Raw genomic sequence first — 17,463 nt, forward strand, 5'->3', positions numbered from 1 at the left:
CCTAAGCCGAGTGCTTGCGACGGGCGGTGATCGCGAGCACGAGGCCCACGACGCCGACGACAAGGCCGCCGACTCCGAGCACCCGGGCGAGCACGTCGGGGGCGGATGCCGCGGCATCGGCCGATTCGGAGCTCGCTTCGGTGGTGGTGTCGGTGTGGGCTGCGTCGTGCTCATCGGAGGCGAGGGCCGCTGTGACGGCGACCGACGGCGCCGGGTGCTCCGGTTCGGCCTCACCCTCGACGGTGTGGGCGTCCCAGTTCGTCGAACCGGTGACACAGGTCTGCACGACGGGGAACTCGAGGGTCGTGCCGGCCGCATCCGTGGGGATCTGCAGGCTGAGGTCGAACGTCGTGCGCAGTCCGTCGGCCATCGGGGTGATCGCGGTGTAGACGACGGCGCCGATCCTGTCGGTGATCGAGGTGCCGTCCTCGTCCGTCAGCGGGGTCGCGAGCGGAGTGGAGGTCTTCTCGACGGTCCAGTTGGGGTTGACCGTCGGCGTGACACTGACGACGCTCTCCGGGATGGCGATGCTGATGGAGGTCGTGGGTGATCCGGCGCAGCCGTGCGGGAGCGCGAAGCTCAGCACGGAGTACGAGCCGGCCGCGGCCGAGGACGGGTCGATGTCGATGTGGGCGCTCGCGGAGAGCGGCGCGGCAAGGGCGAGAATGCCGCCGGCGAGCAGGGCGGATGCCGCGAGGGCGGTGGTCTTGAACGTCACTGTGGTTCCTTAGATAGTTGGCGGCACCGAACAACCGGGGCATCGGGCTGCAGCGCACGCGACTGCCCCTGGTTCGGAGCGAAAAGCAAAACGGTCTGGTCTAGGCGAAACGCAGGGTCTCCGGCGGGCCGCGGTGCCGCATCACGGACAGGAGCACCCCGAGGTCTCGGGGCAGGAAGACGAGCGCCGGCGCCGGGACGCGGTGCGCCGTGCGAGCGCGGACCGGCAGGCTGCTGGCGACCAGGACCCTGCGGACGACGAGTCGCGCCGCCGCGACGAGGATGCCGAACGCACGTTCGCCATGCCGGAGGGCGACGATCGTCACGACGGCCGCCAGCAGGTGCGCGAGCGACATCAGAGCCGCGTCGAAGGGGGCCGCGGACATGCCGGTCATGCCGGCCATCGGCAGGGCTGCGTGGGCGCCGGACAGTCCGGGCGCGGTCGTCGCGCCCGACTGCACCGAGAGCAGGGCGGAACCCGCCGCGTGACTGTGGGCGGGCAGGGTGCCGGCCGGGGCATCCGTTCGCAGGGAACCGCCGGATGCGCCGAGGGAGAACAGGCCGTGGAAGATCAGCTGGCTCGTGAGCACGGCCGCCGTGGTACGCCAGAGGGAGGCAGCGCGGCCGGCGAGGCCGATGCAGACGATGCCGGCGAACGCGAGGGAGATGACGACGGGAAGGAGACCGGGGGCTGCGCCGCCACCGAGGGTGTGCGACAGTGCCGCGACGAAGGTCGCGAAACCTGCGATATACCAGCCGCGAGCGAACCGTGCCCAGCGTGCGGTCATCGTTCCTCCTCCGGCCGTGTCGCTCCCACCATACCTGTGCCGGAATCGCCGGCGTGTGCCCGGTGCGTGAGCCCGGTGCGTGAGCCTGGGCCTGGCGGCGCGGCTCGCCTAGGCTGGATGCCTATGCTCACCGCCCTGGTCGGACTCGCCGGCGCCCTCATCTACGGGAGCGCCGACTTTCTCGGCGGCCTCGCGGCCAAGCGGCTCAGTTCGGTGCTCGTCACCGCGGTCGCCGCGAGCTCCGGGCTGCTGGTCCTGCTCGTCGCCCTGCCGTTCGTGGGAGGCGTCTGGTCGCCGGACGCCGTGCTCTGGGGCGCGCTCTCGGGGGTGACCGGTGCGATCGCGATCTCCCTCCTGTATGCGTGCCTCGCGATCGGTCCGATGAGCATCCTCTCGCCCCTGACCGCCGTGGTCTCGGCGGTCGTGCCGATGACCGCCGGCCTCGTCGGCGGCGAACGGCTCGCGCCGGTCGGATACGCCGCCCTCGGTCTCGCGCTCGTCGCGGTCGTGCTCGTGGGCTTCGTGCCGGAGAAGGGCGCGGTGCGGCCGACGACTCTCGGGGTGCTGATGGCGATCGGGTCCGGCGTCATGATCGGCGCGTTCCTGATCCTGATCGACCTGACCCCCGACGACAGCGGCCTCGTACCGCTCGTGCTCAACCGGGCGGTCAACGCCGCGATTATGTTCTCGATCGTGGGTGTGCTCGCCGTCGTCGCCGCGCGCCGGCGGCGGGTGCTCGCGGGGGCCGGCGGTACGGGCGTTGCCGTCGCCGGTTTCGGGGCGACGGATGCCGTGGCTCGCGCAGCAGACCCGGCCGCGGTTCCCGCTCACACCGGTCGGCGCTCCCGGTCCACCCTCACGATCGGCCTGACGCTCGCCGCGGTCTGCGGTCTCGTCGACGTCGCCGCGAACTTCCTGCTGCTCATCGGGATCCGCATCGGCGACCTCAGCGTGATCAGCGTGCTGACGGCGATGTACCCGGCCGGGACGATCCTGCTCGCAGCGGTCGTGCTCAGGGAGCGGATCGCGCCGGTGCAGTGGGTCGGCCTCGGTCTTGCGCTCGCGGCGGCCGCGATGCTCGCACTCGCCTGACCCGCGGCATCCGCTCACCCCTCGCCCCGAACCGTCTCGCGAGAGTACATTTTTGGCCCCTAAAACCGCGTTTTAGGGGCCAAAAATGTACTCTCGCGGGACACGGGGGCGGGGTTAACGGCCGCAGGGCACCCACCGGATGGTGAGTGCCCTGCGGGTGGTGCGAGTGGAGCGGGTGTTACAGGCCGGCGAGCTCGCGGACGGCTGCGTCGCCGGGGGCGGCGTTCATGAAGCTGGCTTCGATGTCGGCGCGCTCGAGGAGCTCGTCCATGCGGCGACGACGCTGCTTCGGGATCAGCGTGACGACGGTGCCGGACTTGCCTGCACGGCCGGTACGACCGGAGCGGTGCAGGTAGGTCTTGTACTCGTCGGGGGCGTCGGCCTGGATGACCAGGTCGATGTCGTCCACGTGGATGCCGCGGGCCGCGACATCCGTCGCCACCAGCACGTTGACGCGACCGCTGGTCAGCATCTGCAGGTTGCGGGTACGGCGGGCCTGGTTCAGGTCGCCGTGCAGGCTCGTCGCCTTCACGCCGGCGTCTTCGAGCTGCTCGGCGAGCTGCTCGGCGTACGCACGGGTGCGGGAGAAGATCAGCGTCTTGCCCTGGCGGTCGACGAGCTGGCCGATGATGGCGCTCTTGTCGCGGTGCTCGATGACGAGGACCTTGTGGTCGATCGTGGAGGAGGCCTGGTCTTCACCGGCGACCTCGTGGACGGCCGGGTTCGTCAGGAACTCCTTGACGAGCGAGGCGACGCCCTTGTCGAGGGTTGCCGAGAAGAGCAGCTTCTGGCCGCCCTTCTTGGTCTGGCGCAGGATGCGCTGGACGGGCTCGAGGAAGCCCAGGTCGCACATGTAGTCGGCTTCGTCGAGGACGGTGACGACGACCTCGCTGAGGTCGAGGCGACCCTGTTCGATGAGGTCCTCGATGCGGCCGGCGGTGCCGATGATGATGTCCACGCCGCGCTGGAGGGCGCTGACCTGGCGGTACTGCGGAACGCCGCCGTAGATCTGGGTGGTGAAGAGGCCGACGCTGCGGGCGATGGGCTGCACGGTACGGTCGATCTGCAGCGCGAGCTCGCGGGTCGGGGCCAGGATGAGCGCGCGGGGCTTGCGGGCCATCTTGCGGTCCTTGGCGCCGTTGTTCTCCATCAGCTTCTCCACGAGGGGAGCGCCGAAGGCGATCGTCTTGCCGGAGCCGGTCTTGCCACGGCCGAGCACGTCGCGCCCGGCGAGCACGTCCGGGATGGTCGCGGCCTGGATCGGGAACGGGCTGGCGGCACCGAGGGCGCCGAGCTCGCGGACGATGTTCTCGCCCAGGCCCAGGTCGCCGAAGGTCACGCCGACAACTTCGGCAGCCGTCGTCGCGATGGCTTCGAGGCGCTCGAGGACGACGTCGTCACCGGCGGCGAAGTGCGCCTTGGTGTCGCGGCTCGGGTAGAAGTTGCTGGAGTGGCCGCCGTCGTCGTGCGCGGAACGGTTGCTGCGGTCGGAGTGCGAACGGTCCGGGCGGTCGCCGTATGAGGGACGGTCGGAACGCTCGGTGCGAGCCGCACGGTCGGGGCGGTCGCCGTAGGAGGGACGCTCAGTGCGGGCCGGACGGTCGCCGTAGGACGGGCGGTCGGAGTGCGAACGCTCGGGACGGTCACCGTACGAGGGACGCTCAGTGCGGGCCGGACGGTCACCGTAGGAGGGACGCTCGGTGCGGGCTGCACGGTCGCCGTAGGACGGGCGGTCGTTGTTGTAGGCCGGACGGTCGGTACGGGGACGGTCGTTGTTGTAGGCCGGACGGTCCGTGCGGGCCGGACGGTCACCGTAGGACGGGCGGTCGTTGTTATAGGTCGGACGGTCCGTGCGGGGACGGTCGTTGTTGTACGACGGACGATCCGTGCGGGCCGGACGGTCACCGTAGGAGGGACGGTCCTTGTTGTACGCCGGACGGTCGGTGCGCGGGGCGCGGTCGCCGTAGGACGGACGGTCGCTGTTGTACGACGGACGGTCGGTGCGGGGACGGTCGCTGTTGTACGACGGACGCTCAGAGCGGGCGTTGTACGTGGGGCGATCGGTATTGCTGTGCGTCGGGCGATCGGTGCGCGAGGCGCCGTTGTACGACGGACGGTCGTTGTTGTACGACGGGCGGTCGTTGCCGCGGGCGGGACGGTCGCCATAGGCGGGACGGTCATTGCTGCGGGCCGGACGGTCACCGTAGGCCGGGCGGTCGTTGGTGGGGCGTCCTGCGGCGCGGTCGGCGCGTTCGCCGGCGTTCCAGCGGGCCTTCTTGGGGGCGCCCGCATCGGCCTGGTAGCCGCGGTGGCCCGGGCTCTTGCTGCCGTTGTTGGATCCTCCGCGGGAGGGTCCGCCCTTGGCGGCGTACTTCGGGTCGAAGTTCTTGTTGGATCGGCTGACAGCCGGATTGTTGCTCGTAGGCATAGAAAATTCCTGGGTTGTATTGGGTACATGGCAGAACAACGACGCACATGCATCGCAACCTGAGAACCCGGGCAGTCTATGGCCGGGGCCGTTCACATACAGTGATTTTTCACCAGCGGATTACTGGGAAACCGGCCCATCCTGACTTACAAACCCATCCGCGCATACAAATTCACACGGTGTCAAGAGCCGACCTGTCAACGTTACCGGATAGTCCCCCAAAAGTCACGGACCAGTTTCGGGCACCCCGGGTTCGGTCGCCTACCGGCAGAAGAACCGGTTCGGGAGGTACCGTGTCGTGACAGAAGGAGACGGAGATGACGCGATCGGGCGTACGGCGGACCGTGCGGCACGCGCCCCGGTGGGTGGGATCGCAGCTGACCGCGGCTCGGCTGCTGGCCGCGGCGAAGGCCGCCCTCGCCGTGGCCATCGCGTGGACGGTCGCCGGATACCTGCCGGGGGTCGCAAACGAGTATCCCTATTACGCGCCGCTCGGAGCGCTCGTCAGCATGTACCCGACGCTGATGAGTTCGGTTCGAAACTCACTGCAGACCCTCGGCGGCCTCTTCGTCGCGATCGTGCTCGCGGGTGCGGTGCTGCTCGTGAGCGGTCCGAACGTGCTGACCATATCGCTGGCCGTCGGTGTGGGCGCGCTCGTCGCCGCGACAGGGGTGTTCGGCGCGAACCGGGAGTACATCCCGGTGACGGCCCTGTTCGTGCTCATCATCGGGGGACCGAATGCGGACGGGTACTCGATCGGTTACCTCGAGCAGGTGTCCCTGGGCATCGTGATCGGCCTTGCCGTGAACCTCCTGATCCTGCCGCCCCTGACCCTCGACGCGGTCGGCCGCCAGTTGTCGCACTACCGCGGCAGGCTCGCCGGCCACCTCTCCGACCTGGCCGAGGCCCTCACCGAGAACTGGCCGCCCGAACGCGACGACTGGGCGAGCCGCGGCGACGAACTCATCAGACTCGTGCGCGACGTTCACGATGCCCTGTTCCACGCGGAAGACAGCCGCAAGGGCAACCCTCGGGCCCGCATCCACCGGCGCGACCTGGCCAGTGACCGGGACGACCTCGCCGCGCTCGAGACCGTCACGTTCCACGTGCGCGACCTCACCGATGTACTCGCCGGGGTCGCCTGGGGGGCTCCGATCGCCCTCGAACTGCATCCAGAGCTCAGGCCGCCACTCGCCCGGGCCCTGCTCGCGGTCGCCGCAGTGCTGACCGAGTGGGAGTCCGGCCGGGACGGAGACGCCGTCCTGACGGACTCTGGCGCATTCGAGACGGCCGAGACCGCCGTGGCCCAGCTGACGGCCGAGTTGGACACCCGGCACGACGCCACTCCCGCGACGGCGATGGGCGCCGCGACCGCGATTTCGCTGGACCTGACCCGGATCCTCGCCGCCCTCCGCCCTCGACTGGCCCGGACCGCGACCTGATGCGGGCTGTTCCGGCGGATGCCCGGACCCGGCCTCCCGATGTCGCCGCCCGGGAATCCGCCCGGGAATCCGGCCGGGACAGTCCAAGGACCGCGAACTACACTCGGTAGACGGCGGGCGGAGACAGGTGCGATCACGAGTGCGGGCATGGAGCGTGATGGCGGCCGTCATCGCGCTGCTCGGTGCGTCCGTGACCGTCGCCATTCCCGCCCAGGCCGACGACTATCCGAGCTGGGCCGACGTCGAGGCCGCCCGCGCCTCGACCGCTGCGACCGAGGCGGAGGTGACCCGGATCGGCACCCTGCTGACCGGGCTCGAAACCCAGGCCGCGACGCTCGGAGACGCGGCGATCACCGCGAGCGCGGCATCCGCCACCGCCGACACAGAATCACGCGCGGCCGCTGCGCACGCCGGGGACCTCGCGCGCCAGCTCGCGACCGCGACCGAGAAGGCCCAGACAGCGGATGTCCAGCTCGGGCTTCTGGGTGCGCAGCTGTACCGCTCCGGGGCGAGCGACGCCGTCGCCACCCTGCTCCTGGTTCCGGGCCAGGCGAGCGACCTGCTGTCGGCCCTCAGCACCTCGACCCGGCTGAGCGAACTGACCTCCGGCATCCGCGACCGGGCGCTCGCGCAACGCAATCTCGTGCAGAGCCTCGAGGAACAAGCCGCCGTGGCGTCGACGGAACGCGACCGCCTCGCCGTCGAGGCGAAGGATCGTGCGGCGGCCGCGGCCGAGGCCCAGCGCGCCGCCGATGCGCAGCTCGCCGAGCAGCGCACACGCTCGGACGTGCTCGACGCCCAGCTCGCGAGCCTGAAGAACACGACGGCCGAGACGGAGCGCTCCTACCGGGCCGGCGTCGCCGCGGCCGCGGCATACCAGAAGCAACAGGAAGAGGCCGCGCGGGCGGCTGCGGCGAGCGCGGCGGCCCAGGCCGCTGCGGCAGCGGCGGCCGCTCAACCGGCGGCGGCGAGCGGGTCGGGCGGCTCAGGGTCGAGCGGATCCTCCGGTTCCGGCTCCTCAGGCGCGGGCTCGACCACGGCTCCCCCGACCGCAACCGTGTCGTCTCCGGCTGCGGCCCGGGCGTACGCGGCGGGCGCGGTCAGCACGCGCGGCTGGGGCGGCAACGAGTACACCTGCCTGGTGTCGCTCTGGAACAAGGAGTCCGGCTGGCGGGCCGACGCCTACAACGCGAGCTCCGGGGCGTACGGCATCCCCCAGTCGCTACCGGGAAGCAAGATGGCGTCCGCCGGCTCCGACTGGCGCACGAACGCCGCGACCCAGGTCGACTGGGGCCTCGGCTACATCGCCGCCGTCTACGGAACGCCCTGCGGCGCCTGGGCGCATTCGGTCAGCGTCGGCTGGTACTGAGCCGGGCATCCGCTGCGCTACGGGCTCCCTGGAGTGACCGATGCGGACAACTGGTGCCCGTGCACCGGCCACAGTTGTCGGCAGCGGCCGCAGTTGCGACCGGTGGGCCCGCGGGTGCATGCGCCGCGCGAGAATGGACGCAGGTCGCCCGTCCGCGGCGACCGGAGTGGAGCCCCGCATGACCGAATCCGAGCTCGTCAACCTCTGGATCAAGACCCGCTGGCACGTCATCGTGTCCCAGGTCGCCCCGACCTTCCTGCTCACGGCACTGGTGGGTTTCCTGTCCCTGGGCCTGGCCGAAGCCGCACCGAGCGTGCGGGTCGCGGCGGCCGGTGTGCTCCTGGCCTCCGGGATCCTCGGTGCCCTCGTGCAGATCAACGCAGCCAATGAGGCCCTCGCTGTCATCGCCGACCTGCGAGCCGTCGGAAGCACGTCAGCCGTGACCCTGCGCATCCTGTCGGCGGCGCCGTGGGTGAACGTGGTGCGGTTCGTGACACCGGCCGTCTTCGTCGTCGTCTACGTTGCCCTGCTGATCGCCCTGTTCGCGCACTGAGGCGGATGTCACGGACGGCCGTGGATGCGGCGGGAGAGTTCCGCGGCGGTGCCGGCGAGCTCGGCGGCCAGCGCGGGCCACAGGTCTTCGGCGATCCGCTCGCGGGGGAAGGTCACGGCGATCCCGGCGGCGGGCCAGCCCGCGTGGTCCCGCACTGCGACGGCGACGGATGCCATCCCCGGCGTGATCTCCCCGTCCTCGCGGGCGAAGCCGTCGGCACGCACCGTCGCCAGCAGCGCACGCAGCTCGGACGAGCTCCGCGGCCCCCGCCCCGGCCCCTCCCCCTGCCGACGCGCGAAGGCCGCCTTGTCCGGATACAGCGCACGCAGCTGGGCCGCGGGCAGCGCGGCGAGGAGCGCGCGCCCGCTCGCGGTGAGGTGGCTCGGGAGGCGGACGCCGACATCCGTGACGAGGGAGGGCCGCCGCGGCGCGCGCTCCTCGACGAGGTAGACCACGTCCCGGCCGTGCAGCACGACGAGGTGCGCGCTCTCGCCGAGCCGGTCGACGAGCTGCGCGACGAGGGGGCGGCCGAGGTGGGACAGCGGCTGCTGGCGGGAGAATCCGGTGCTGAGCTCGAAGGCCGCGACGCCGAGGCCGTAGCGGCGTTCCTCGGGGAGGTGCACGACGAAACCCTGCTCGACGAGCACGGCGAGCAGCTGGTACACCGTCGACCGCGGCAGGTCGAGGGCCGTCGCGATCGCGCTCGCCCGGGCCGGACCTCGCTGGGCGGCAAGGTGGGAGAGCAGCCGCAGGGTGTTCCGGGCGGCCGGGACCTTCGGTGTGACCACCATCCGGTTGCCCCTTTCCTGCCGGTCTCGTGCGCCAGATGTCCGGTATACCGGACAGATTCGAGTGTATCCGTGTCCCCTGGCGGCCGCGCAGGGTGTGCAATCGAAACATGAGCCACACCGAAGAATCCGTCACCGCGGGCATCCACCCGGCCGCAGCATCCACCGCCACACGCATCACAGCCACAGCCACAGCCACGGTCACCGTCGGAGCTGGCGCGGTCTCGTTCGCCGACGTCGTCGCCGTCGCCCGCCTCGACGCGCGCATCGTGCTCGATCCGGCCGCGCTCGCCGGCGTTGCGGAAACCCGTGCCATCATCGACGGGCTTGCGAGCGACGTGAATCCGCACTACGGCATCTCCACCGGCTTCGGCGCGCTCGCGTCGACGTTCATCACGAGCGACCGCCGCGCCCAGCTGCAGGCGAGCCTCGTGCGCTCCCACGCCGCCGGCAGCGGGCCGGAGGTCGAACGCGAGGTCGTGCGCTCGCTCATGCTGCTGCGGCTCTCGACCCTGATGACCGGACGCACCGGAGTGCGCCCCGCGACGGCCGAGGCCTATGCCGCCGTGCTCAACGCCGGCATCACCCCGGTCGTGCACGAATACGGGTCGCTCGGTTGCTCGGGCGACCTCGCCCCGCTCGCCCACTGCGCCCTCGCGGTGATGGGCGAGGGCCGGGTGCGCGACGCCAGCGGCACACTGATGGGCGGCGGGGAGGCCCTCGCCGCGGCCGGAATCACCCCGGTCGTGCTCGCCGAGAAGGAAGGCCTCGCCCTGATCAACGGCACCGACGGCATGCTCGGCATGCTCGTCCTCGCCCTGACCGACCTGAGCCGACTCCTCACGACCGCCGATATCGCCGCGGCGATGAGCGTCGAGGCGCTGCTCGGCACGGATGCGACCTTCGCCGCCGACCTGCAGGCGCTGCGGCCCCAGCTCGGCCAGGCCGCGAGCGCCGGCAACCTCCGCGCGATCCTCGCGGGCTCCCCCCTGCTCGCCTTCCACGCCGGCCCGGAGGACCCCACCGTCCAGGACGCCTACTCGCTGCGCTGCTCCCCGCAGGTGCACGGCGCCGCCCGCGACACCGCAGACCACGCCGCCCTGATCGCCGGGCGCGAACTCGCGAGCGCGGTCGACAACCCGGTGGTCACCCTCGACGGCCGGGTGATGTCCAACGGCAACTTCCACGGCGCCCCGGTCGGCTACGTGCTCGACTTCCTCGCGATCGCCGCCGCGGACGTCGCGAGCATGAGCGAGCGCCGCACCGACCGTCACCTCGACGCGCACCGTAACAAGGGCCTGCCGCCGTTCCTCGCGCACGAGGTCGGCGTCGACTCCGGCCTGATGATCGCGCAGTACACCGCCGCCGGGATCGTCTCGGAGCTCAAGCGCCTCGCCGTGCCGGCCTCTGTCGACTCGATCCCGTCCTCTGCGATGCAGGAGGACCACGTCTCGATGGGGTGGGCCGCAGCCCGCAAGCTCCGCCGCTCCCTCGACGGTCTCGAGCGGGTGCTCGCGATCGAGATCATGACTGCCGCCCGGTCGCTCGACCTGCGCGCGCCGCTCATGCCGGGGGCCGCGACCGGCGCCGTGCGCGACCTCGTCCGCACCGTTGCCGAGGGTCCGGGGCACGACCGCTTCCTCTCCCCCGAGATCGAAGCCGTCGTTCAGATCGTCGCGACGGGCGCGGTCGCGGATGCCGCGGCATCCGTCACGGGGCCGCTGGCCTGAGTGCTCGACGGGCGCCCGGTTCGTCCCGAACGGGGGTAGCGCGCAACGTGGACGAACCGGCCAGGTGAGGCCATGATGATCACCTGATCACGCAGGTAGTCCAGTTCCCGACAGGGCAGCGACCGACCCGGGGGAACAATGATTCGCATCCTGCTCGCCGACGACCACACCACGTTCACCGAGCTGCTCGCGGGCGCGCTCAACCGGGAACCGGATCTCTGCACGGTTGGGACAGCCCAGAGCGCACGAAGAGCCGTCGAGTTGAGCCGGGAGCTCCAGCCCGATCTCATCGTCCTCGATTACCACCTGACGGACGGCAGCGGACTCGTCGCCGTCGCACTCATCCTCGCCCAGCGGCCGTCGACCCGGATTGTGATGCTCACCGGCGATCCCAGCCCGGAGGTGATCGAGCAGGCGGCGGCACTCGGCGTGTGTGCCTTCCTCCCCAAGGATGGGTCCCTCGCCGGGCTCGTCGACACGATCCGTCACGCGCGGATCGGCTCCTTCTCGCTACACCCCTCCCTCATGGTTCAGCTCAGTACCCAACGGCAGTCCCGGATCCTGGAACAGCCGTCAACGTCGCTCACACGTCGCGAGCTGGACGTACTCGCCCTGATGGCCGAGGGCACTGAGGTTCGGGTCAACGCCCAGATCCTCGGAATCTCCGAAAACACCTGCCGCGGCTATGTGAAGTCGATTCTCGCCAAGCTCGACGCGCACTCGCAGCTTCAGGCCGTGGTCAACGCGACGAAACTGGGCCTCCTGGAGGTGCGGGAGCATGCGTAGTCCAGCATGCGACGATGGCTAAGATCCGTCATCGCCGCGACGCACGCGACCGGGGATGGCTCCGCGACCGGGGTGGGGCCGCTGATTCATCGGAGGTGCGGAGCGCCGTCCTGCGTTTCCTCGCCATCGGTGTGATCACGCTCGGGGCCGTCCTGATTCCGGTGTACGCCTGGATCCACGGCCAGGCCGAGCATCGTGCCCTCGCCGAAGCCATCCTGCGCACTCATCAACTCGCCGATTTCACGGTGGGCCCGCTCCTGGACAGAGACGTCCTGGCCGGAGACGCATCGGCGATCAGTCGTGTGGATGCCGGGCTCAGGCCGTGGATGGCAGACGGCTCCCTGGTGCGGGTCAAGATCTGGAGCGGCGACGGGAAGATCCTGTATTCGGACAGCGCTGACCTGATCGGCGACACGTATCCCCTCCCGGCGTGGAGCCCCGACCTCCTCTCCGGGGGGCGGGAACACGCCTGGCTCGGCCAGCCGAACGGCCTGGACACCGTGAACGAGGCGGCGGCAGGCGAGCTGGTCGAGATCAACGTCCGCGCAACGGATGCCGCGGGATGGCCGGTCATCTTCGAGGCGTATTTTGACGATGAGGCCGTTCAGGACGCCCAATCCCGGCTGATGCTGGACGTGCTCCCGGTGCTCGTGGTCTCGCTCGTCGTGCTGCAACTGGCTCAGCTGATCCCGGCGATCGGACTTGCCCGCCGGATCCAGGCCGGCCAGACGTCGAGACGGCGCCTCGTGCAACACGCCATCGTCGCGTCCGACTTCGAAAGACGAAGAATCGCCCGGGAGCTCCACGACGAAGTGATCCAGGACCTCGCGGGCCTGTCGTACGCCCTGGAAGCCGAAGAGAGGCATGGTGCGAATGAGCGGCGCGCACTCACCGGGCAGGCCCGCGGGATCCTCCTGCGCAACCTGCGTACCCTGCGCGCCATCACCACCGAACTGTATCCGCCGGACCTGGAGCGCCTCGGCCTCAACGAGGCGCTCCGACGCCTTCTTGACCACGTGGCCGATACCGGCATTGTCGTGCACTCCGAGTTGTCGCCGGATGTCCCGTCAGACAAGGACCGGATCGCCGTGCTGTACCGCGTCGCCAGGGAGGCCCTCGCCAACGTCGTCAAGCATTCCCGCGCCTCCGTCGTCGACCTCGTCATCACCGGGGACGCTGTGACGACGAGCCTGTCGATCCGGGACAACGGTCGTGGCTTCGACCCGGCGGCGGCGGCCCCCGGTGGGCACCTGGGACTGCGGATCATGCGCGACACGGTGCAGATGACGGAAGGGTCCCTCTCCATCACGTCCGCCGTCGGAGAGGGAACCACCGTCCTGGTGCGGATTCGCCGGGCCTGACCAGAACCGGCCCCCGCACGGCCTCTCCGCTACGGGACATCGAAGGCGTCCAGGTCCTGGTTGGCGGTGGTGAGGCCGTGGGCGGTGCCATCGAAGTAGACCGACCAGGTGCCCGCGTTGTAGTAGATGACGTCCTCGTCCTGGACCGCCCCCAGAACCGGCACGGTCGTCGTGTCAGCGCTGAAGGACAGGTAGAAGTGGGTGGCATCCACGCGCACGAACCCGTCCACGTTCGCGGCGGCCGGCAGGCCGTACGGTGCGGCGCTCGCATCGATCACCCGGCTGTACGCGGTCCCGTTCCAGGAATAGATATCGGCATCATCGGCGGTACCACCCACACCGGGCGGGTTCGAGTTACCCAGTGTGGAGAAGTACAACGTGGAACCGACGACGCTGATCGCGTCCACGTCCAGGTTGTTGTTACCGCCCAGGCCATGCGCACTGCCCGCGAAGAACAGCGACCAGGAAGTGCCGTTGAAGAAGACGACGTCCTCGTCCTGCACAACGCCGATCCCCGGCACGTTCACCGGGTCCGCGAACGACACATAGAACTGGGTAGGACTGACCCGGTCGAAACCATCAACGTTGGCAGCGCCCGGCAGGTTGTACGGCGCGATACTCGCGTCGATCACCCTGCTGAACGCGGTACCGCTCCAGGAATAGATGTCCGCGTCATCGGCCGTGCCGCCCACCCCGGCCGGGTTCGTGTTGCCCAGCGTGGAGAACGACAGTGCCGCCTGCACCTGGAGCACCGCCGACGCGGTCACACTCCAGTTCCCGGCAGCATCCCGCACCCGCACCGTCAGGGTGCGGGCACCCTCGCTGAACCCTCGCGCATCGATGGTCGAAGACACGGTCCACGGGCCCGTCCCGGTGACCGTCATCGCTGTCCCATTGCCGGCACCAGGATCGGCACCGGTGAACCACTCGGCACGCGTGACACCCGTGCCGGCATCCGTCGCCTGCGCCGTCAGGGTCACCGAAGCGGCACCCCCGGTCGGGTTCGGTGTCACCGTGACCGCACTCACCGCAGGCTTGACCTTATCGATCACCAGGGTCGTCGTCGCCACCGCACCCCAGTTACCCGCCGCATCCTTCGCATGCACCGAAATGGTGTGGTTGCCGTCTGCGAGCAGGGCGATGGTTGCCAGTGGGATCTCGAAGTAGCCGGCCTCGGAAGGACTGTTGTACACGGCGTCCGTTGCCCTGACCACGATGCCTGAGCCATTGGCGGTGACCGTGTCGAGGAATGCCTCGGCTGAGCTGATGGTGCTGTTCACGGTGGCCGCGATCGGATCGGCCATGGTCGCCACGGTCACCCGGATGGCCGAAGGGCTGCCGTTGAACGCGAGCGTGCCGTTGTTGGGTGTCGGCGCTACCGAGACGCCCGAGGTGGTGGGCGCGGTCTTGTCGACCACCAGGCTGATGGTGACCGGCGCGCCCCAGTTGCCCGCTGCGTCCTGGCTGTGGACCGAGACGACGTGGGTGCCTTCGGCGAGCGCGTTCACGGTCGCCGCAGGGATGGTGGCGTCCAGGCTGGCGGTCGGTGCGGCAGTGTTGACCGCCAGCGCCGGTCCCGAACCATTGGGTCCGACGGCATCGATGAAGTACTCGGCCGCAGTGATGTTCGAGCCGCCTGTCGCGGTGTCGTCCCCGGTGGCGTGGACGGCGATGACGGCAGCCCCTGCCCCGTTCGTGAGACTGGGTGCCAGTGACGGGGACTTCGTGGTCGGTCCGGTGGCGTCGCCGCCGGTGACCAGTACCGAGCTGAAGAACCCCCGGTTGCCGACGGAGTCCTGGCCTCTCACGTAGACGATGTGCTGGCCGGAGGGAATGGACACCGAGGCGGTGACGTTCACGCTGCCGGCCCCACTGCCCGTCATCGGGAGGCCCGTGCCGGTCACGGTGTCGATGAAGTATTCGGCCCCCGCGATGCTCGACCCACCGGTGGTGGTGTCATTGACGGTGGCGCTCAGGGTGCCTGCCGCGAAAGCGACAGAGCTGGTGGCCGGTCCGCTGGTGTCCGGCCCCGCCACACCGCTCGCGGGGACCGTCACAAAGGTGAGCATCCCGCCGGCGCCGGCCGCGTTGCTGTTGTGCAGCAGCAGGCTGCCGTCGTAGATCGGCAACCGGTTCAGCGAGGCAGTCGCGGCAGGGGTCGTGACGACGGCGTCCGCCGTCTGGCCGGGACCGAAGGTCTCCGCAATGTAGTGACGTGAGTACTTCAGGGGACTGCCGTCCAGGGCGATGACCTTCTGGTCTGTGCCCAGTGAGGCCAGTGAGTGGTACAGGCTGCCCGCATTGACGTACCGGAGCAGGACTTTGTTGCCCGCGGCTGTCGCCGGGATCGGGTCGGTGTTCGGGTAGGCCTTCCCGTTGATCAGGGAGTACCGGGGAGCGTACTTGCGCATGTCGAAGGCCGCCGGGTTGGCGGCGTTGTTGAGTGCCGGGTCGATCTCACTGAGGACCAGGACTGCCTCGTCGTCGAACGCGGTGGTCGCGTCGTATGCCTGACCCGGTGTCGCGGGACGGACGATCAGCGCGCCATAGAGACCCATCGCCACCTGGTGCTGGCCGTTCGGAACCAGTCCGGCCTCATAGAGGTACGTGCCAGGACGGCTGGCCGTGAAGGTGTACGAGGTGGACGCCCCTGGTGCGGCACCAACGCGGTCCGGCACCATTTGCTGCCCTTGGAAGAGCAGGGCCGTGCTCTCCGTCAGCTGGTTGTGCAGCGTGACGGTGACCGTGTCGCCGGCGTTGACGCACAGTGTCGGCCCGCCGGGCCGGCTCGCGCTGGAACCGGCGGTGGCGCTGTAGCCCCAGACGGTGACGCTCTGGGTCCCCAGGGTCGTGGATCCCGAGGCCGCGTACAGGTCACCCGGCGCGGTGCAGGGCGCGGCTGCGGCCTGTGCCGCCGTTGCCGGCGCGAGGAGCGCCACCAGTACGGCCAGCCCTCCTCCCGCCACCAGCCCGGTCACGAGAGCGGAGACGGTTTTATTCATGCTCTTCCGGTGAGACATGGTTCTTCACCCTTCCTGGTCAACCGCAGCTGTTGGGCGTCGGCGGATCGATGCGCATGTAAGTGATCGGTCCGGTCATGTTCGTGCCCCACGACGTGATCTGGAACAGGGCGTGGTTGTGGGAGATGATGTAGTACTCGCCGCACTGGTTCACGCTCTGGATGCCGGGTGGCAGGGCCTCCTTGGTCCCGAGGTAGGGACTTCCGCTGTAGAAGACGCCGATCGATTGGTCGGCCAGCGACGGAACCGTCACGGGGACCGGGTTGGACGGGGAGTAATTCTCGGCGTCGTACCACTTGAAGATCACGTCCCAGGTCTGCCCAGGGCCGATGTTGATGGCGAACTTCTCGAAGGCGAGGTCCTCCCCCGTCGGGCCCTCCAGCGGGCGGCCATCCCTGGCCACGACGAGGCCGTTGTTGCCGTGCGGGTGGAACGGATAGTCTTCGGTGCCCACGTTCAGGTAGCGGGCCATCCCGGGCTGGTCGACCGGGACTGCCGTGCGGTCGAATTCACCCACCTGCGCGAGCGCACCGTACGGTTGCGCCGGAAGCCAGCTGGCCCCGTTGTCGGCGATGCTGTCCGGGTAACCGCGCCCATTGATCAGCCAATACCGCGGGTGGTAGTTGTTCATGTTGAAGCTCTTGCCGTTCTCGACCGCCTGGTGCTGGTAGGGGTCGATCTCGCTCAGGAGCACCATGAATTCCTCGGCGGGATTGAAGCGGCTGTCCGCCCGGTTGTTGGCGTACTCGCTCGCGACCGAGCCGGCCGCTCCACCCGATGGAACGGCCGACGGGCGCACGATCAGGGCCCCGAACAGGCCCATCCGGACCTGTTTCTCGGGGTTGGTCCCCGACTCGTACACGAAGGTGCCCGGGTTGGCGGCCACGAAGCTGTATGTGACGGTCCCGCCTCCGGCCGCGGCCGTGGTGGTCAGCGAGGTGATCGCGCTTGAGCCTGTGGACTCCGGTTGCGCCGGGGTCCCGTTGGCCAGGACATTCGTCTGGCCCGGAAAGGCGATCGAGGCGGCCTCCGGCAGGGTGTTGCGCAAGATCACGGTGACCGTGTCGCCGGCGTTGACGCACAGCACAGGACCCGGGTGTTGGAACGCGCCGAACCCACTGGAGTACCCCCACATGAAGGCGGTGTTTCCGTCGGGCAGGCTGATGTATCCGGTCCTGGTCGTCAGGTTGAAGATCGGGGTGGTGGCACCTCCCCCGACCCCGGTGGTGCAGGCGATACCGACCCGTGGTGGGGTCACGGCGATCGCCGGCTGGGTGAACGTGGCCATCGTGGCCCCGACCAGGGTCAGGGCGAGCAGCAGCGCCGCCCGGCGCACACTGCGGGCGCGAATCTTCGCAGGCAGCACGGCATTCCCTTTCATCATGGCTC

At 69.7% G+C, this 17,463-nt stretch carries 13 protein-coding genes; 7 read left to right on the top strand and 6 right to left on the bottom strand.

Annotation, left to right across the window (positions count from 1 at the left end; translation table 11 throughout):
- Position 1 precedes the first annotated feature (1 nt).
- Both E3O39_RS04835 and E3O39_RS04840 read right to left on the bottom strand, forming a co-directional pair.
- The gene (locus E3O39_RS04835; RefSeq protein WP_134446269.1) at positions 2 to 718 is read right to left on the bottom strand and encodes a YcnI family protein; all 717 of its coding nucleotides are present in this window, start codon (positions 716 to 718) and stop codon (positions 2 to 4) included.
- A 100-nt stretch (positions 719 to 818) separates the two neighbouring features.
- On the bottom strand, positions 819 to 1,505 hold the full coding sequence (locus tag E3O39_RS04840; protein ID WP_134446268.1) for a hypothetical protein: 687 nt from the start codon (positions 1,503 to 1,505) through the stop codon (positions 819 to 821).
- 117 nt (positions 1,506 to 1,622) lie between these two features.
- Between E3O39_RS04840 and E3O39_RS04845 the strand changes: the two genes are divergently transcribed.
- Positions 1,623 to 2,597: an EamA family transporter gene (locus tag E3O39_RS04845; RefSeq protein WP_241984972.1), complete on the top strand. Its 975-nt coding sequence runs from the start codon at positions 1,623 to 1,625 to the stop codon at positions 2,595 to 2,597.
- A 178-nt stretch (positions 2,598 to 2,775) separates the two neighbouring features.
- On the opposite strand, the gene E3O39_RS04850 is transcribed toward E3O39_RS04845, so the two are convergent.
- Entirely contained in the window at positions 2,776 to 5,025 is a 2,250-nt protein-coding gene (locus tag E3O39_RS04850; RefSeq protein ID WP_134446267.1) for a DEAD/DEAH box helicase, read from the bottom strand.
- 317 nt (positions 5,026 to 5,342) lie between these two features.
- Here E3O39_RS04850 and E3O39_RS04855 point away from each other — a divergent pair, with 317 nt between their 5' ends.
- The 3 genes from E3O39_RS04855 to E3O39_RS04865 all read left to right on the top strand — a co-directional run bounded on the left by E3O39_RS04855 (position 5,343) and on the right by E3O39_RS04865 (position 8,389).
- Positions 5,343 to 6,467 carry an aromatic acid exporter family protein gene (locus E3O39_RS04855; protein WP_134446266.1) on the top strand — a complete coding sequence of 375 codons (1,125 nt, stop codon included), beginning with the start codon at positions 5,343 to 5,345 and terminating at the stop codon, positions 6,465 to 6,467.
- A 157-nt stretch (positions 6,468 to 6,624) separates the two neighbouring features.
- Complete coding sequence (locus tag E3O39_RS04860; RefSeq protein ID WP_134446265.1) at positions 6,625 to 7,836, top strand: lytic transglycosylase domain-containing protein; 1,212 nt, start codon at positions 6,625 to 6,627, stop codon at positions 7,834 to 7,836.
- A gap of 178 nt (positions 7,837 to 8,014) precedes the next feature.
- Positions 8,015 to 8,389: a hypothetical protein gene (locus E3O39_RS04865; protein ID WP_134446264.1), complete on the top strand. Its 375-nt coding sequence runs from the start codon at positions 8,015 to 8,017 to the stop codon at positions 8,387 to 8,389.
- 8 nt (positions 8,390 to 8,397) lie between these two features.
- Here E3O39_RS04865 and E3O39_RS04870 read toward each other — a convergent pair whose 3' ends face one another.
- Positions 8,398 to 9,180, bottom strand: a complete 783-nt coding sequence (locus E3O39_RS04870) for an IclR family transcriptional regulator (protein WP_134446263.1) — start codon at positions 9,178 to 9,180, stop codon at positions 8,398 to 8,400.
- A 173-nt stretch (positions 9,181 to 9,353) separates the two neighbouring features.
- On the opposite strand from E3O39_RS04870, the gene hutH reads away from it, so the two are divergent.
- The 3 genes from hutH to E3O39_RS04885 all read left to right on the top strand — a co-directional run bounded on the left by hutH (position 9,354) and on the right by E3O39_RS04885 (position 13,054).
- A complete protein-coding gene (gene hutH / locus E3O39_RS04875) occupies positions 9,354 to 10,907 on the top strand; it encodes a histidine ammonia-lyase (RefSeq protein ID WP_241984975.1) in 1,554 nt (517 codons plus the stop codon).
- 138 nt (positions 10,908 to 11,045) lie between these two features.
- Positions 11,046 to 11,693, top strand: coding sequence for a response regulator transcription factor (locus E3O39_RS04880; protein WP_134446261.1), 648 nt, complete (start codon positions 11,046 to 11,048; stop codon positions 11,691 to 11,693).
- A 14-nt stretch (positions 11,694 to 11,707) separates the two neighbouring features.
- A complete protein-coding gene (locus tag E3O39_RS04885) occupies positions 11,708 to 13,054 on the top strand; it encodes a sensor histidine kinase (protein ID WP_134446260.1) in 1,347 nt (448 codons plus the stop codon).
- Between the two features lie 29 nt (positions 13,055 to 13,083).
- On the opposite strand, the gene E3O39_RS04890 is transcribed toward E3O39_RS04885, so the two are convergent.
- Together E3O39_RS04890 and E3O39_RS04895 are read right to left on the bottom strand one after the other, a co-directional pair.
- Positions 13,084 to 16,056 carry a multicopper oxidase family protein gene (locus tag E3O39_RS04890; RefSeq protein ID WP_166787247.1) on the bottom strand — a complete coding sequence of 991 codons (2,973 nt, stop codon included), beginning with the start codon at positions 16,054 to 16,056 and terminating at the stop codon, positions 13,084 to 13,086.
- Positions 16,057 to 16,093: 37 nt separating this feature from the next.
- On the bottom strand, positions 16,094 to 17,458 hold the full coding sequence (locus E3O39_RS04895; protein ID WP_134446258.1) for a multicopper oxidase domain-containing protein: 1,365 nt from the start codon (positions 17,456 to 17,458) through the stop codon (positions 16,094 to 16,096).
- Positions 17,459 to 17,463: the final 5 nt, after the last annotated feature.

It is taken from the genome of Cryobacterium sp. MDB2-A-1 (assembly GCF_004402675.1).
Lineage (GTDB): Bacteria > Actinomycetota > Actinomycetes > Actinomycetales > Microbacteriaceae > Cryobacterium > Cryobacterium glucosi.

Bases quoted from the DNA above. Each gene is read 5' to 3' on its own strand.
- E3O39_RS04865 (WP_134446264.1), top strand. From the start codon at position 8,015: ATGACCGAATCCGAGCTCGTCAACCTCTGGATCAAGACCCGCTGGCAC.
- E3O39_RS04880 (WP_134446261.1), top strand. From the start codon at position 11,046: ATGATTCGCATCCTGCTCGCCGACGACCACACCACGTTCACCGAGCTG.
- E3O39_RS04890 (WP_166787247.1), bottom strand. From the start codon at position 16,056: ATGAATAAAACCGTCTCCGCTCTCGTGACCGGGCTGGTGGCGGGAGGA.
- E3O39_RS04870 (WP_134446263.1), bottom strand. From the start codon at position 9,180: ATGGTGGTCACACCGAAGGTCCCGGCCGCCCGGAACACCCTGCGGCTG.
- E3O39_RS04895 (WP_134446258.1), bottom strand. From the start codon at position 17,458: ATGATGAAAGGGAATGCCGTGCTGCCTGCGAAGATTCGCGCCCGCAGT.
- E3O39_RS04855 (WP_134446266.1), top strand. From the start codon at position 5,343: ATGACGCGATCGGGCGTACGGCGGACCGTGCGGCACGCGCCCCGGTGG.
- E3O39_RS04885 (WP_134446260.1), top strand. From the start codon at position 11,708: ATGGCTAAGATCCGTCATCGCCGCGACGCACGCGACCGGGGATGGCTC.
- E3O39_RS04850 (WP_134446267.1), bottom strand. From the start codon at position 5,025: ATGCCTACGAGCAACAATCCGGCTGTCAGCCGATCCAACAAGAACTTC.
- E3O39_RS04860 (WP_134446265.1), top strand. From the start codon at position 6,625: ATGGCGGCCGTCATCGCGCTGCTCGGTGCGTCCGTGACCGTCGCCATT.
- E3O39_RS04845 (WP_241984972.1), top strand. From the start codon at position 1,623: ATGCCTATGCTCACCGCCCTGGTCGGACTCGCCGGCGCCCTCATCTAC.
- E3O39_RS04840 (WP_134446268.1), bottom strand. From the start codon at position 1,505: ATGACCGCACGCTGGGCACGGTTCGCTCGCGGCTGGTATATCGCAGGT.